The sequence below is a fragment of the Pedobacter sp. GR22-6 genome, from assembly GCF_037402555.1.
Lineage (GTDB): Bacteria > Bacteroidota > Bacteroidia > Sphingobacteriales > Sphingobacteriaceae > Pedobacter.
In genome coordinates this window covers 244,248-258,156 of sequence record NZ_JBBEUC010000006.1, presented here as the reverse complement: position 1 = coordinate 258,156, position 13,909 = coordinate 244,248, and the positions used below count along the sequence as shown (strand labels likewise).

15 protein-coding genes are annotated in these 13,909 nt (G+C 41.5%); 4 read left to right on the top strand and 11 right to left on the bottom strand.

All coding sequences use genetic code 11. The annotated features are described in order from the left end of the window. The first annotated feature begins 97 nt into the window (after positions 1-97). A complete protein-coding gene (locus tag WAE59_RS23635; protein WP_337858469.1) occupies positions 98-790 on the top strand; it encodes a peroxiredoxin family protein in 693 nt (230 codons plus the stop codon). A 280-nt stretch (positions 791-1,070) separates the two neighbouring features. Here WAE59_RS23635 and WAE59_RS23630 read toward each other — a convergent pair whose 3' ends face one another. The 5 genes from WAE59_RS23630 to WAE59_RS23610 all read right to left on the bottom strand — a co-directional run bounded on the left by WAE59_RS23630 (position 1,071) and on the right by WAE59_RS23610 (position 4,548). Then, complete coding sequence (locus WAE59_RS23630; RefSeq protein ID WP_337858468.1) at positions 1,071-1,592, bottom strand: hypothetical protein; 522 nt, start codon at positions 1,590-1,592, stop codon at positions 1,071-1,073. Between the two features lie 61 nt (positions 1,593-1,653). After that, positions 1,654-2,085 (bottom strand): hypothetical protein, encoded by a 432-nt coding sequence (locus WAE59_RS23625; RefSeq protein WP_337858467.1) that lies wholly within the window; start codon positions 2,083-2,085, stop codon positions 1,654-1,656. 494 nt (positions 2,086-2,579) lie between these two features. Further along, positions 2,580-3,212, bottom strand: a complete 633-nt coding sequence (locus tag WAE59_RS23620; RefSeq protein WP_337858466.1) for a DUF6266 family protein — start codon at positions 3,210-3,212, stop codon at positions 2,580-2,582. A gap of 2 nt (positions 3,213-3,214) precedes the next feature. Continuing rightward, entirely contained in the window at positions 3,215-3,844 is a 630-nt protein-coding gene (locus WAE59_RS23615; RefSeq protein WP_337858465.1) for a DUF6266 family protein, read from the bottom strand. A gap of 68 nt (positions 3,845-3,912) precedes the next feature. Next, positions 3,913-4,548 carry a DUF6266 family protein gene (locus WAE59_RS23610; RefSeq protein WP_337858464.1) on the bottom strand — a complete coding sequence of 212 codons (636 nt, stop codon included), beginning with the start codon at positions 4,546-4,548 and terminating at the stop codon, positions 3,913-3,915. Between the two features lie 1,128 nt (positions 4,549-5,676). Here WAE59_RS23610 and WAE59_RS23605 point away from each other — a divergent pair. Continuing rightward, the gene (locus WAE59_RS23605) at positions 5,677-6,348 is read left to right on the top strand and encodes a hypothetical protein (protein WP_337858463.1); all 672 of its coding nucleotides are present in this window, start codon (positions 5,677-5,679) and stop codon (positions 6,346-6,348) included. A 612-nt stretch (positions 6,349-6,960) separates the two neighbouring features. Here the strand turns inward: WAE59_RS23605 and WAE59_RS23600 are convergent. The 3 genes from WAE59_RS23600 to WAE59_RS23590 form a co-directional block, all read right to left on the bottom strand. Then, positions 6,961-7,512: a hypothetical protein gene (locus WAE59_RS23600; RefSeq protein WP_337858462.1), complete on the bottom strand. Its 552-nt coding sequence runs from the start codon at positions 7,510-7,512 to the stop codon at positions 6,961-6,963. A gap of 806 nt (positions 7,513-8,318) precedes the next feature. Continuing rightward, on the bottom strand, positions 8,319-8,525 hold the full coding sequence (locus tag WAE59_RS23595) for a hypothetical protein (RefSeq protein WP_337858461.1): 207 nt from the start codon (positions 8,523-8,525) through the stop codon (positions 8,319-8,321). A gap of 49 nt (positions 8,526-8,574) precedes the next feature. After that, a complete protein-coding gene (locus WAE59_RS23590) occupies positions 8,575-8,742 on the bottom strand; it encodes a hypothetical protein (RefSeq protein WP_337858460.1) in 168 nt (55 codons plus the stop codon). A gap of 171 nt (positions 8,743-8,913) precedes the next feature. Here WAE59_RS23590 and WAE59_RS23585 point away from each other — a divergent pair, with 171 nt between their 5' ends. Both WAE59_RS23585 and WAE59_RS23580 read left to right on the top strand, forming a co-directional pair. Further along, positions 8,914-9,693: a hypothetical protein gene (locus tag WAE59_RS23585; protein WP_337858459.1), complete on the top strand. Its 780-nt coding sequence runs from the start codon at positions 8,914-8,916 to the stop codon at positions 9,691-9,693. Positions 9,694-9,831: 138 nt separating this feature from the next. After that, on the top strand, positions 9,832-10,458 hold the full coding sequence (locus tag WAE59_RS23580) for a hypothetical protein (RefSeq protein WP_337858458.1): 627 nt from the start codon (positions 9,832-9,834) through the stop codon (positions 10,456-10,458). Positions 10,459-10,487: 29 nt separating this feature from the next. On the opposite strand, the gene WAE59_RS23575 is transcribed toward WAE59_RS23580, so the two are convergent. The 3 genes from WAE59_RS23575 to WAE59_RS23565 form a co-directional block, all read right to left on the bottom strand. Continuing rightward, positions 10,488-12,077 (bottom strand): HEPN domain-containing protein, encoded by a 1,590-nt coding sequence (locus tag WAE59_RS23575; protein ID WP_337858457.1) that lies wholly within the window; start codon positions 12,075-12,077, stop codon positions 10,488-10,490. Positions 12,078-12,086: 9 nt separating this feature from the next. After that, positions 12,087-12,740 carry a hypothetical protein gene (locus tag WAE59_RS23570; RefSeq protein ID WP_337858456.1) on the bottom strand — a complete coding sequence of 218 codons (654 nt, stop codon included), beginning with the start codon at positions 12,738-12,740 and terminating at the stop codon, positions 12,087-12,089. Positions 12,741-13,271: 531 nt separating this feature from the next. Next, on the bottom strand, positions 13,272-13,907 hold the full coding sequence (locus tag WAE59_RS23565; protein WP_337858455.1) for a DUF6266 family protein: 636 nt from the start codon (positions 13,905-13,907) through the stop codon (positions 13,272-13,274). Positions 13,908-13,909 lie beyond the last annotated feature (2 nt).

Here is a 13,909-nt window from a genome sequence, read left to right as displayed (position 1 = left end):
ATCAAGAAATCAGAATCAGACTTTGTTCTTTGTAACCTCTGTAATAAACGTATGTTTATTCACTTTTCTTAGCTACATTTAGGATACAAAAATTACTATGAAACGCCTAGCCCTCTCCCTCCTATTATTCAGTACGACAGTAGCACAATCCCAGGTGATTGAAACTGCGAAAAGAATTGGCTTTTATGACACCGATAATAAAAAGATTACGATGGAGACATTCAATCTGATTATGAAGAAGAACCATGAAAGCATGTTTGTTAGGAGAAAAGATCATGGTTCCGATTCCGTCTCTTTTACGTTGACAAAGTACACCTTGTCTCAAATCAAAGAAGATTCTCTTGCTGCTGTGAAACGTGATAATGATTTACAAAATTTAATCAATTCCAAGCTACCGCCAATTGTTCTGAAAACTGTTTCTGGCGATTCCATCTCAATAGCGAGCATTAAAGGCATCAAGGTCCTTCACTTCTGGTTCACGGCTTGCCAACCTTGTTTGGATGAGATCCCTGCCATGAATCGATTGATCAAAAAATACAGTAAATTAAACGTAAATTTCATTGGTCTCACATATGAAAGTAGTGATCAAGTCAAAAAGTTTATGTTAAAAAACAAATTTGATTTACCCACATATGTTGATGCAGCCCAAACAATTGAAAAGCTCAAGATAACTTCCTATCCAACGACTATGTTGACTGATGAATACAATAAGATATTATTCATTGATAATAAAGGTATCTCGGCTACACGAGCTCTCGAATTATATCTCAGTCAATTAGTAATAAGATAGACGATCGGTAGAGCATCAGCACCCCGTTTTACTGGCCAATGGCATGGTGATCAGTTTCGTCATTAGAGGATTGATGTATTAATATTCATCTTACATATATCAGCAGAGCGGCTAAGGCAAAGGAAGGGAAAAGAAAACTCTGATCGGCTAATTCAATTTTATCTTTTGAGGCGGTGCGATGTAGATGCTATCTTCCTTGGCAGGCAAGCTGAAATATTTGTGGACATCATGGAAGGGGTGAAATGGCTTATTCATATCTTTATAAATTGTGGTTCTCTCGTCAGTATTCCTTATCCCTGATCACCATAAAATACTCCTTACCCCTACGCTCCATTACAGCCGTATACTCTGGAAATTCCTCACTGAGTGAGCGCTGCATGATCACCCAGAAATTATCCTGTTGCTGATACGGCACTGCCAGTTTATAGCAATAGAGCTTTTCCAGTTTCTCTGGCTGGCGCAGATCCAGTATGATCCTATCCTGCACAGCCTCCCGTTCCGAAGAATCATGGGGCGGTTCCAACCTCAGCGCCAGGGCATACAAATCCTTCAGTTTATAGTTTCGCACGGTAATCGATTTGCCTTTCAGAAACTCATCATTGCTGATGCGATAGCCGGTCTTGTAACCCGACTTATAGCCCGTAAAAGCATACTTAAATACCTGCGTATTCGCAGAAGTATGCGCTTCTTTTATACTCTTAGCCCCTTTTTTCTTCTCCGTAGGGCAATCTTTCTGCGCTTGACCGTAGCAAAAATTTAGGCAAAGCGCGGCCATTACGACCATTTTCATCGTTTTTTTCATTTCAGTAAGTTTTAATTATTTACACGCTTCCGTTATTGAGCGCTTGGCGAACCATCTCTTGCTACAAGAACCTCCTCACATCAAACTCCGCAGTCCAATACTTCTCCCCGGTCCCATTTGCATAGGCCACATAATGCCCTATACCCTGCTTCGTGATCAGGAACTGATGTCCTTCCAGTTTATTCAATGGCGCTGCAAAAGACTCCAGATCCCCGGGATCCAGGACAACAATCCCATGATCTTCTCCAGCAGATAATAACCCTTCCTCCAGGACATGCAGCTCTGGAAGATGGAAGTACCCTATAGGACTTTCCCAATAGCTCACCCAGTTGTGGTCTTTATCCGTGTCAAATTCCGCTATAGAATGGAAGCGAGTGGCGGTTCGCTCCTTCCATTCCGGGCTGAGCGAGATGATCGCGAAATTTACAGGGTCATCAGTATGGCTTTGCGCCCTGATGAGTAGATGTGTGCTGATTTTAGATGGTGCTTTCATGCGTATCTGATTTTGTTCAACCTTTTTGGCAAAATAGACCAATCAATAAAGCTATACGATACGGAATCAGAAAGTGGGTTTTTGCAGATCGCGCGATAGTCATAGCAACCAAGACTATCCAAACCCTGTTAAACGCAAAAAGCGTGAAACCCCACTTACCGTCTTGGAGGTCGTAGGAGACCTGGAAACGAATAAGCAAGGCCCACGCTTTTAACGGCGTGAGCACTTTCCACTTATCCTCTCATTTCCTTTTGAAATTTCCTACGTTTCCAAGACGAGACTCTTAAGTGCTAAATGCTCCAAATATTTTGAAGATTTTGCAAATGTATAATATTAGCTTTTACATATCTATTTTGTTTTGGTCAAACTTATACAATTAACCTAAAAGAACCAATAGTTCCACAAAATTAATACTATTGAATTAAAATGCAGAATATTTATAATTAAACCAATATTTTGAATGTTATCTCTAGGTTTCCCTAATCGTTTTGATTTCAGGCATTAATGCTCCCCAAATACACACTGTCACTCACCGCCTTCCTGTTTACTGCCACAAAAGAAATATACAACTCCATATCCCCTGCCAACCCTTGCGGTAGCGGCAATACCAGCGAACCACTGATCCTTACCGCAGTACCAATCTCAAAAACCGCCTTTGCCAGTCCCGGAAAATAGGCAAGCACCATCACCTCATCGCTGGGCAGGGAAAGCGGCACACTGGGATCGTAAGCCCAGCTGAAATGCAGTCTATCTAAAAGCAAAACCACACTGGCATTCAGCGGCGGTGCCAATACACCTTGCGATACCAAAACCTTCGCATAATCCATCTCTAAAGAAGGATACACGCCCTTCAGACTATACCTCAACAAATACGACACCGCCGCGTTCTGCGGGAAAATGTTCCTTTCCTGCGCCTGCAGCGCATAACCTACATTGATAAAGGGAATGATCGGCTTCAGAAAAGCATTCACTACCGACATCCGCTGCCAACTGGCCAACTGACCTACAGAGTGTGAAGTGCTGCGACCGATGCGCCGTACCACCTGTCTGCCCATCAGTTTATAAAACACCAAATTGCCCATTCTGCCACGATAGTTGCCAAATGGACCAAAATCTACACTGCTCATGGTTACACAATTACATAACTCGCATACATCGTATCACTCTGTCCCTTGCCCTCGGAAGCAGTGTAGCTCATGTACCCATGCAGCCTATGTCCGGCAAGGCCTGGTGGCAAAGCAAAGAAATACATTCCCTCGTGTCTTCTGGCGGCATCACGCTTCACATAGAAAAGCTGCGCATCATCGTCATAGACCAGGAAGGTACCCAGATCCATCTGATCAGCCTGCGTACCAGAATTCCAACTGAAGACCAGCTCGCCCCCTTCATCCATCATGATCACCGTACAAAAGTTCGTAGCTACCGTTCCCTTGCTATAGCACAACTTCGAACAATCGATGTAAGGCTCTGTCCCAATATACGTTATGGCACGACTCAGGTTATAACCCACAGCCGAATTAAAGGGCGATTGATATTTTTTGTACTTGTGGAAGCCAACTGCGATCAGCGCCCTGAGTGGCGACAAAAAACTCACCATCATTGGCAGTGCCCGCACCTGAGGGGGCAATGATTCCCTATTCATCCTGCCACGTTTGCGGTGCAGTGCCGTGATCACAGACTGTCCATTTACTTTGCGCCCTACTAGGGCACCGGCCTTGCCGCGGAAACCGCCAAACAAGCCATCATCTAAAATTCCCATAACATCATTTGATTTTGAGTGAAAGAAAAGACCGGCAGCACAGCTGGCCACCGGTCTGTAAGGAAAGGTCAACCAGCAGGCACCTGACCGAGGTAAGCACTGTCGCTCACCACCTTACCGTCAGCAGAAACCGCGCTGATCCAGCAAGCCACCATGTCGCCGGAAAAATCGGCAGGCAAGAGCAGTGTGTAAGTGAGTGCGGAGCGAGGCACTACCTGTAGCTGCCCTACGAAAGTGTCCCTCATCGGATTGTACACCAGCACCGAGATCCGGTCAGTTGCCGCACCGCCACCCATGCCCACATCGGCCAGCCATTCAAATTTCACGGCAGATGTAGCAGTAGACACCTCCGGGATGTAAGGCATATCCAGATGCCCCTTGCTGATGGTGATTTTACTGTAGTCGATGGCGAAAGGAAACACCTTAGCTACTGCATCATAATTTTCCTTGAAGGCATAGTTGAAAGCCGATTGCTTCTCCTTCTTCACGTGTTTAAATCCCACCTGCAGAAAACTGTTGATCGGCCTGGTAAAGTCGATCAAGTTCCTGAAGATGCTGCGCACATCCAGTTGGGGCTGGCTGGGCGGCTTAGTAGACGGATACGGCACGCCCGTAATCACGTTCTGTCCATTTACGCGGTGCCCCACGAGCGGTCCAGCCTTTCCCTGGAAACCGCCAAAGGCGCCTAAATGTTGAATTCCCATAATCATAAGAATTTATTGTGAAACCATTAGTTAATTGTGAACCAAAACTAATGGTGACCTTTGTAAAATCCTAATGATGTGTCACATATGATCTCAATTGATCGCTTTTGATCACATTTGATCGCTTTTATTTCCATGATAGTTGCCGAGTAATTGATCTATGACATCATTAATATCCAAACTATAGTAGGTACAATATTGACGTAAAGTCACCTCTCCATATGGATGTATGCGATATTTTCTTCGAACTTTAGACAGTCTCCTCCGCGCAGTCGCAGGCCCTACATGGGCAATGGCAATCACCATTTTGGCGTTGACGAATAATGGGCAGGTTTTCATAATACTTAGGGTTTGGTTTATTCTTCATACCCAAAAATAATGAAGGATGTTCCTTCTAAAAATGAAACTATTTTAAGAAATGTGGACTGCCACATCTGGCTTTTTTTCAGCACATAATTCTCCACCTCGTCATTGCAACGCATGATACTTCACCATTTAATTGCGAGGTCGATACTTTCTTCAATTCGTCATTACAACGCATGAAACTTCACTATTTCATTGCGAGGTCGATACTTCTCCAATTCGTCATTACAACGCATGAAACTTCACTATTTCATTGCGAGGTCGATACTTCTCCAATTCGTCATTGCGAGGAACGAAGCAATCTTATACATAATCCAAAACGGCATAATGCTATTATAAGATTTATTATCTTAGTGATAAACGAACGATTCAAGCTCCAATGACTCCAATTGTCGAATACTTCGCCGAAATAATTATAGAAGGCATATTTCGTAATACCTGGAATATTCTGAAGGCAATCTATCGATTCGTATTTCTTCCTTGGCCTCCTAAAAAACTACCTAAGAAAAAGAAGATCAGGTTTAGACTGAAGCCATACCCTACCACTTTCAAATAGAAGAATGGATTAGAGTCCCGAAATATACGGATGACGATCTATTAATAATGTACACTATTTGATTTGGGTAACAATCATCAACACATGGTAGCTCAGCACACCAAATGACCTCTAGCCTAAAACGCTTAACTAAAGTACACCCTCATGGTCGGAAAATTGATTAGATTTGAAGTAGTCAAATTACATTAGCTTAATAAAAGCCCTCTCTCATGTTTGGATTATTTAAAAGAAAAGTAAAAGAATCAGAGGCCGTTCAAAACCACGACCGGGAATACGAATTTACTTGGCATGAGCTGGGGGAGCATAATCCTTTTAATACACGGATTCTTGACATTAGAAATTTCACGCAACATATGCTTGCTTTCACCGAGGATAAATCTGTGGCTGAAACATTCAATCAGCAAAGGCATAGCATCGGACAAGAATTGATCGGTATAAAGATGCCCGAAAGTAAAGCCATTAATGTTATGCTAGTTTATCCTCATGACGGTTCCAAAATCGAAGGTGCTGCTTACAAAGCAAAATGTATGGAGGACAAATGGGATATTTATGGATGGGACAACACGATTTATTTTACCAGAAGTTGGACAGGAGAAGTTGTCTACAGGGCATTTATTAATATTACTGATACTAATTTTGCAATCCAAAAAATAGAATATATCCCGGATCAGTACAATGCGGATGATCAATCACTTGTGGTAAATAACGTCCACTTTCTAATTAAGACCCTTGCCTTTGGTAGCATTTATCCGCATAAAGTTCCCGCCAATTTAATAAACCAAAAAGACATAGCACTATATTCATTTAACCAATTCGGCCATAATTGTTGGTACGCAACCTATAATGACATTCTGGATGTCACAGTGAATACTAAATCATAACCTGTGGATAGGTGTCATTATTTATTATCTTCCTTATTTATTTCAGTGTATTTTTTATATTTTCATCTGATAATGCTAATAGTAGACCTTTTTATCCAGCGTAACCATAATTGGAAACATTAGAAGCGAATTAGGTCTGAGATGGTATTTACTGTCCGCATCTACATATAACATCCTTATCTTTTCGGCCATTAAGTGCGAATCAATCTGTTTTTTACCTTTTTTGGAGTCAAGGATCACAACTAAAATAGGTACCTGTAATACTATAGACTTCTTTTTGCCCCTCAGAGTTGAAAAATCGAATTGCATTAGATCGTTAATCCCCTTTATTCGATTCGAGACCGTACTGTCATTACTAACTATGGATGTGAATCTATTTTTTTTGTCCACGGTCAAAACCAACTTACAGGTATACATTGCTGAGGAATCAGGAAACTGAGAAAAATCCAGTTTGCCAGGAGCAAACCGACTAAACTTGGGCATTTCATCATCCGCATGTTGTGCTTTTGAAACTTCTGAATAACAGGACAAAAGAATTATGAAAATTAAAATTAATCTATGGCTCATGGCGTGACATCTATATTATACAGTCAAGTTCGATGGGATTGATAGTTACTGTTCCTGGCCTAAAGGTCTTAGTACATCTTTATACCTTAAATTATTGGTCCTGATCTCAATGCGAAATCGCCTACGGTATTGCCCGAACATACCTTTAGATATAAGAATCCGCAAATCTGGCTTAGTCCAGGAAAAAATATCATATTCAGAGAGTGGTATTGGATTCTCCTCATCGAAATTTTCTGATTTACCTAATAAACTAAATAACCGCTCTATGGCAGGTAAGTCGAGGTAAGCAGTAAGGAAAATCGAAAATTTATCTTTGTCAACAGTATAAGCGTATATGTCATCGGCAGGCAAACCAAGAAATGTATACTTAACAGAGTCATTAGGAATCTTGCTGGTAATCCTGTGATATTTATACGGATGCTCATCAACGGGTCCAAGTTCCAATTTATACGATTCCGAACGATCCGAAATGAGTTTCCATATCTTCTCTTTATTGAAAAGAACATCCTTCAATTCATACGTGTTCGAATGTTGGTCTTGTGCCAGCGCCATATTACAAAAAACAATAAATACAATGGAAATCCTAATTCTTATCATGGATCCTAACATCCTTTATTTCCAAAGCTGATCAATCCAGGCTTCCTGTCGAATAACTTTCTGACTAAAAAGAGCAATACCGTTCCGAAAAAACCTATAGCCAGTGGCCCCATCAGATAGCCAAAATATGGGCGCCTTTTTTGATAAAACGGTAGGGCATGATAGCATCTATAGATTAGCCGCGACTGACCCTACAATTAGCAGAAAGAACTATAGAATCCTCTAAGCCTTCTTAGCCAAATTCTGCTGTTTTAACTTATAGATCAACAATGGGATATGAATTGCCATGCCGCATAAAAAAATCTTTAGCAGGCCATTGTTTCCTGAAGTAAAAAACTCGTAGAATCCCCAAATTGCGAAAATTTGAAGTGCGATCAGAGAGCGGAATGCGCGAATTGATAAGAGAGTTGATAGTTTCATATTAGTATTCGTTAATTCAGATGAATATTTAAAAAGAGAATCCCAAGATATTATAACAGGATTAACTAAAGAAAATAATTTGTATAATCATAATTATCATCCAGATATAACAAATTGTTGCATATGGCTTGCTCTTAAAAAAGTTATACCATTTTATTTTTTCCATGATACTAATTTATCAAAAAATCCGCAATTATCAAAATATTTAGGCGACTCCATCTTTTAGATATCAATCTCAGTTAATACCCCCTATCTCTTTTACCAGGGTCTGCCAGTCGTACTACTCTCCTACTACTTTCCTACTACTATCCTACCACTCTGTACCAGAGGCAATGCAAGGATTCTGGTAACATGATCCTTGCAAAAGCCTGATCCATAAGAAGCGGTTATAAAGCAGATACCTCCTCCCGAAGCTGCCCTACCTTTTCCATCCATTCGTTACACCTCCTGAGCAACGCACACTGATCCGTAGTATCTACACAAGCCAGCATCCTATACCGCAGGTTCCTGTCCGCATCCAGCAAAGCCTCAAACAACACCCTGTCTTCCTGCCTGCTAACCGGAAATACCTCATCTATCAGTGGATCTATCATTCTACATAAAGCGAATAGATGCTTCAAAGAAAGCTGATTTGGGCGATACTCAATGCTGTGTATTGCAGATCACCAATAAATAATAATGAACTTCAACCCGATCTTCCTCGCTGGCAGCGCACATGCCCGATCTGTAGTCTACTTTTGCGTGCCGCGCCAGTTTATAAATTCGCAGCACTGGAACCAAGTCAGCGATTTTGGCAGAGATCTGTTTCATGATTGAAATATCTTTAAAATGAGATGAAAAAAATAATTTACAAACGTATCAAGTGGCACAAATTTGGATTAGCATTTTCAGTAATAATTACAACCATAAAATTGAACAAACATAATTGGTGATACTGCCGACCACAATTAAATTTGACTACACCAGTTCTACTAAATTAAAATGAAAAAGCTAATCACACTCCTTTTGTCAGCATTTATGAGTTTTACAGTTTATTCGCAAGAAAAGGTAACACTTAAGCGTGCCTTAAAAATTTATGACATGCTTGAAGTAAGCTTGGAGATTGAAAACAAGCCCAATGATAATTTTCATTTGGTAAAAATAGATACGCTTACCGTTATTGACGGCAAAAAACAAAGCCTAAAACACAACATTTTTCAGAATAAATTTAGAAAAGCCAATGTTCTGGCGAGGTATGAAATTGACGAAAACAAGCCATACAAATCTTTGGAAATCAAAGGTGTAATCAACTATTTCAAACCATCGAAAGATGATGGCTCTTATTTTGATTTAGGCAAAACTAAAGGTTTACAGAAAAACACCAATCTCATCAGCAAGAGCGTAACTAGCAAAAACCCAGACCTATTTTTCGGCATTGTTGATGCTGCAACTATTGACAAAGTGTTTCCAAATTTTGAATATAGAAATAGTGAGACGGATGAACCCAAAAAAATTGATTTTAAATCTTTCGATCTTATTTATGCTTTAAAGGCAGATAAAAATCGAGATTTTGCAGTTGCCGTAAACGGAGATCTTGAACCAGGATTTAACACTTTGACTTTAACCGACAAAAAGACCAGAATGGTGTACAAGCTGGTTAAGTTACAACAAAACATGACATTGGTCGAAAGGGAATCAATTCGCATAGAATTGATGATTGAAAATGAAGCTGCTGTAAGAAAGATTCCTTTCGATTTTAAAAATGTGCAGCCTAAAGGTTAATCATCAACTTGTTCGACAAAGACGGCAAGCCCCTTGGCAGTAAAATATCAATCTCTACGGTAATCGAAAAATACATTCGGCTGGAAAAGGAGAAATGAAAGCCATACTAAGGGATCTCTCACCTAAAATCTATCTCAAATGAAAAACTACACTATTCTTACTCTTCTGCTTTTCTGGACGGCTATATTATCAGCCCAAACCGTAGAACGGAAAGATAAAGAAACCATACAACAGTTTTCAGAGCGACTGAAACCTAAAAATTCTAGCGTAACACACGAGGTTTTAGAAACAAAGTGGAATGCACACAACGTAATTATTGCGCTGTACGACCAAACCTACGTACTCCCTGTTGAAAATGACCCGGAGCAACAAACCAACCATAAAATAATCGGTTCGATATACATCCAGCTCGAGAAGAACACCTACCGCAAAACAAATTTTGGCACTATAGATACCGAAGGCGGCAATCCCCACATCGAATCGGTTTTCTTCGCTAATGCCGACAAAGACATGACCAAGGAATTAGTCATCATCGCATCGTGGGAACAGCGGCATTACGATTTTAACGGTACACTTTACGGCACCTTCGTTTTCGACTACGATTTAAAAAGTACAAAAACCGATTGGAAATTCTTGGATAAAATCAGCAGCAAACTAGATGGTGGATGTGATTGCTACGAACGCGACGGAACCAATCGAAAAGCCAGATTTAAAACCGCAGGAGCCGTAAGAAAAGAATTAGCCAGATTGGGCTATAAACAATAACTCGTCAAAATGATCTGAAAGTTACGCTCCTACTCCTCCTCCCGTAGCTGCCCTACCTTTTCCATCCACTCGTTACACCTCCTGAGCAACACACACTGATCCGTCGTATCTACACAAGCCAGCATCTTATACCTCAGGTTCCTGTCCGCATCCAGCAAAACTTCAAACAACTTCCCATCCTCCTGCCTGCTAACTGGAAACACCTCATCTATCAGTGGATCTATCATTCTACACAAAGCGAAAAGATGCTTCAAAGAAAGCTGATTTGGGCGATACTCAATGCTGTGCTCTATATATATCAGGCAAAGCTGTAACATTGCCTGGCTCAGCATATTGGCCATTACGATGCCATTCTCTTCCTCAGTCACATTAGCTGCCGCTTCCATCAGCGCCTTTGCCCTGTTGTAGCGGTTGTACCATAACTGCGCATTGGCCAACATCATTTTACTTGTATCCAATTCTGGGACAGGCAAATCGAAGGAATCAGCGCCGTAGATCATTTCTCCCTCGCGTAGTATTTCATGGAAAAAGACTTGATGATCATGTAATGCATCTTGTAAATCTTTCAGACTATGCATCAGCAAGGTCACTGTGGCATTTATGTTTTTATCCTGATTGATAAGTCCCTGCACATTGAATACATCTGGGCAACATGGGGTATCGCAGATCACCAATAGATAGTAATGAACTTCAACCGGATCTTCCTCGCTGGCAGCGCACATGCCCGATCTGTGATCAACTTTTGCGTGCCGCGCCAGTTTATAAATTCGCAGGACCGGAACCAACCTGCAAATCTCACTGATAATCTGATCAATAGCTACCTTCTGTTCAACGCCAGGTTCTTCTTCCTTTTCCACTTCCTTCGTAAAGGAGGCCAGCATCTTTTCGTATTGCGCCAAAACCAGTGTCTTCAGTAAATCTGCTTTGGCCGATAACTGTTGTAACTGCTCCTGGTCGATCTCATAATCCAATTCATAACGCACCGAGCGATACGCCTCATCCAAAAGCGTCAGCAAAGCCATTTCCGCTTCATCTTGTTCATCAAACAGGGAGGCCAATTCAGCGCTGTAGCCCTTCAAGAGCTTCTGGTGGTTGAGGATGGAATGTGTAGTCTTATCCTTGCCGATGACCAGCAACTCTACTGTGCGGTAACTGAGCTCCACAACCTGATGAAGCATGAAGGCGGCCAGCGTAAGGTTTCCCTGATCCATGTAGAATTGAAAACCATCTCCAAAGCCCGTTATTTTCTTCCATTCCTTTTCAAAATTGCGCTTAGCTTTTTTGAGCACCGCATTGGCTGTGATATCCGGGGAAAGCAAGTCAGCACTTCCCTCCGACTGGTACAGCAAATTTTCCTCTTGACAAATGGCAAAGAAAACCACGCTCCCATACTGTAATGCGCGTTTGATGTCCGGGACCGTAAATATAGAGAAGGTATATTCAGGATGATCTGCCATGACCATACCAATCAATGGCCTGGCTTCCGTGGCATGTATTTTACTGGATCTGGGCAACACAATGGTCAGTTCCTTGCGCTGCTCTGGAGAAGCGCTGAAATCATTCTTGAGGTAGATGCGTTCTATAGGGAATAGTTGAGCTAGTTTATTGATGAATTCCATTTGATTAGTTTAAGGTTTTGTCTTATAGATAGTTTGGCCGTTTACCTGATGTACCCGGATCTCCTGAGCATGGATACGCGCATAGATGCTGACCCTTAGAATCTTTAGGAAAAGCGGTTGCCAGGATTTGCAGATTAGCCCGCTCAATTGCTGATACAGAAAAAGCGCAGTACATCCATGCTCAAAACATCCTTGCGCTTTCAATTGGGCCAGATGCTCTTCAACAAATGCCCTGATCATGGCATCCTGAGTCATATCACGATCAAGCTCTTCTACAATGGTAATCGGCTTGTCTTCTCCTTTGATCTTCCAGGGATGGATAAAATCATAGACACGCTGCGCATCAGTTTCTAAAACTGTGCCCCTAATCATTCGCTTGTCGTTGGAGATGTCTATGTCGTTGGCCCTTGCCTGAAATATTGGGGTAGTCGGTGCCAGCTTTTTAAAAACAGCAGCCATAACCTCATGATCCTGGTAACTCATTTTTACATGAGCACCAAAATGCTCATAATCGGCCACGTCATTGGGGATTCTGCCCAATAGAAATGCAAGATCGGGTCTGGTAAAGCCATTCATGACACGCTGCTTCGTAAAAACATAACGTTCTATAAACTCATGCTGATTCAGCATGCCGGAGATTTTAAGGTTTTGTTGATTTGCCATTTACTCATTTTTCTGCTAGTTGGAAAATGAGTCCCGAATGGATTTAAAGCTGATTTCATTAAAGCTACCGCTGCAATAAATACAGGGCTACAAAAAACGAAGATGCAAGTAGCGGAGCTCTAAAAACCGCAGTATCAGGTTTCTCACGACCTTGCCACACGGGTTTACAATAGAGCCCATGACCGCTACTTGCACCTTCAAAAGTACAATAAATATAGTCATGGGCATTAATCTATTGTCTCGGTGGCTAGTTGTGAGAATTTGATACTCGAGACTCTTGAATTAATACCTCATTAAGAAGTAATGATATGTTGTTGTATTTCTTTATTTCATTGGCTGTTCATCTATATTATTGTTTACAATTCTGTTTCTAATGTTCATGTAGCAAACATATATAAGATAACTGAAACAACCAAGTATTTCTCTATAATTAATATTTTGTTGTAATTTTAAGAATATTGGTTGATTTACCAGTATTTTGAAATAAAAGCCACAAGTGTATCCTCCAAAATTATGAGACAAAATGTATAGCTATATACGGACAAGACAACCCAAATACACACTGTCACTCACCGCCTTCCTGTTTACCGCCACAAAAGAAATATACAACTCCATATTCCCTGCCAAACCTTGCGGTAGCGGTAATACCAGCGAACCACTGATCCTTACCGCAGTACCAATTTCAAAAACCGCCTTTGCCAGTCCCGGAAAATAGGCCATCACCATCACCTCGTCGCTGGGCAGTGAAAGCGGCACACTAGGATCATAAGCCCAGTTGAAATGCAGTCCCTCCGAAAGCAAAACCACACTAGCATTCAGCGGCGGTGCCAATACACCTTGCGATACCAGAACCTTTTCATAATCCATCTCCAAAGAAGGATACACGCCCTTCAGACTATACCTCAACAAATACGACACCGCCGCGTTCTGCGGGAAAATGTTTCTTTCCCGCGCCTGCACCGCATAACCTATATTGATAAAGGGAATGATAGGCTTCAGAAAAGCATTCACCAAAGACATCCGCTGCCAACTGGCCAACTGAGCTACAGAGTGTGAAGTACTGCGGCCGATGCGCCGTACCACCTGTCTGCCCATCAGTTTATAAAACACCAAATTGCCCATTCTGCCACGATAGTTGCCAAATGGGCCAAAATCTACACTACTCATGG

Coding starts and splice junctions, on each gene's coding strand:
- WAE59_RS23630 (WP_337858468.1), bottom strand. CDS start 1,592: ATGAAAAAAACGATGAAAATGGTCGTAATGGCCGCGCTTTGCCTAAAT.
- WAE59_RS23625 (WP_337858467.1), bottom strand. CDS start 2,085: ATGAAAGCACCATCTAAAATCAGCACACATCTACTCATCAGGGCGCAA.
- WAE59_RS23590 (WP_337858460.1), bottom strand. CDS start 8,742: ATGAAACAGATCTCTGCCAAAATCGCTGACTTGGTTCCAGTGCTGCGA.
- WAE59_RS23620 (WP_337858466.1), bottom strand. CDS start 3,212: ATGAGCAGTGTAGATTTTGGTCCATTTGGCAACTATCGTGGCAGAATG.
- WAE59_RS23610 (WP_337858464.1), bottom strand. CDS start 4,548: ATGGGAATTCAACATTTAGGCGCCTTTGGCGGTTTCCAGGGAAAGGCT.
- WAE59_RS23595 (WP_337858461.1), bottom strand. CDS start 8,525: ATGATAGATCCACTGATAGATGAGGTATTTCCGGTTAGCAGGCAGGAA.
- WAE59_RS23570 (WP_337858456.1), bottom strand. CDS start 12,740: ATGGCAAATCAACAAAACCTTAAAATCTCCGGCATGCTGAATCAGCAT.
- WAE59_RS23605 (WP_337858463.1), top strand. CDS start 5,677: ATGTTTGGATTATTTAAAAGAAAAGTAAAAGAATCAGAGGCCGTTCAA.
- WAE59_RS23575 (WP_337858457.1), bottom strand. CDS start 12,077: ATGGAATTCATCAATAAACTAGCTCAACTATTCCCTATAGAACGCATC.
- WAE59_RS23615 (WP_337858465.1), bottom strand. CDS start 3,844: ATGGGAATTTTAGATGATGGCTTGTTTGGCGGTTTCCGCGGCAAGGCC.
- WAE59_RS23600 (WP_337858462.1), bottom strand. CDS start 7,512: ATGATAAGAATTAGGATTTCCATTGTATTTATTGTTTTTTGTAATATG.
- WAE59_RS23585 (WP_337858459.1), top strand. CDS start 8,914: ATGAAAAAGCTAATCACACTCCTTTTGTCAGCATTTATGAGTTTTACA.
- WAE59_RS23580 (WP_337858458.1), top strand. CDS start 9,832: ATGAAAAACTACACTATTCTTACTCTTCTGCTTTTCTGGACGGCTATA.
- WAE59_RS23565 (WP_337858455.1), bottom strand. CDS start 13,907: ATGAGTAGTGTAGATTTTGGCCCATTTGGCAACTATCGTGGCAGAATG.
- WAE59_RS23635 (WP_337858469.1), top strand. CDS start 98: ATGAAACGCCTAGCCCTCTCCCTCCTATTATTCAGTACGACAGTAGCA.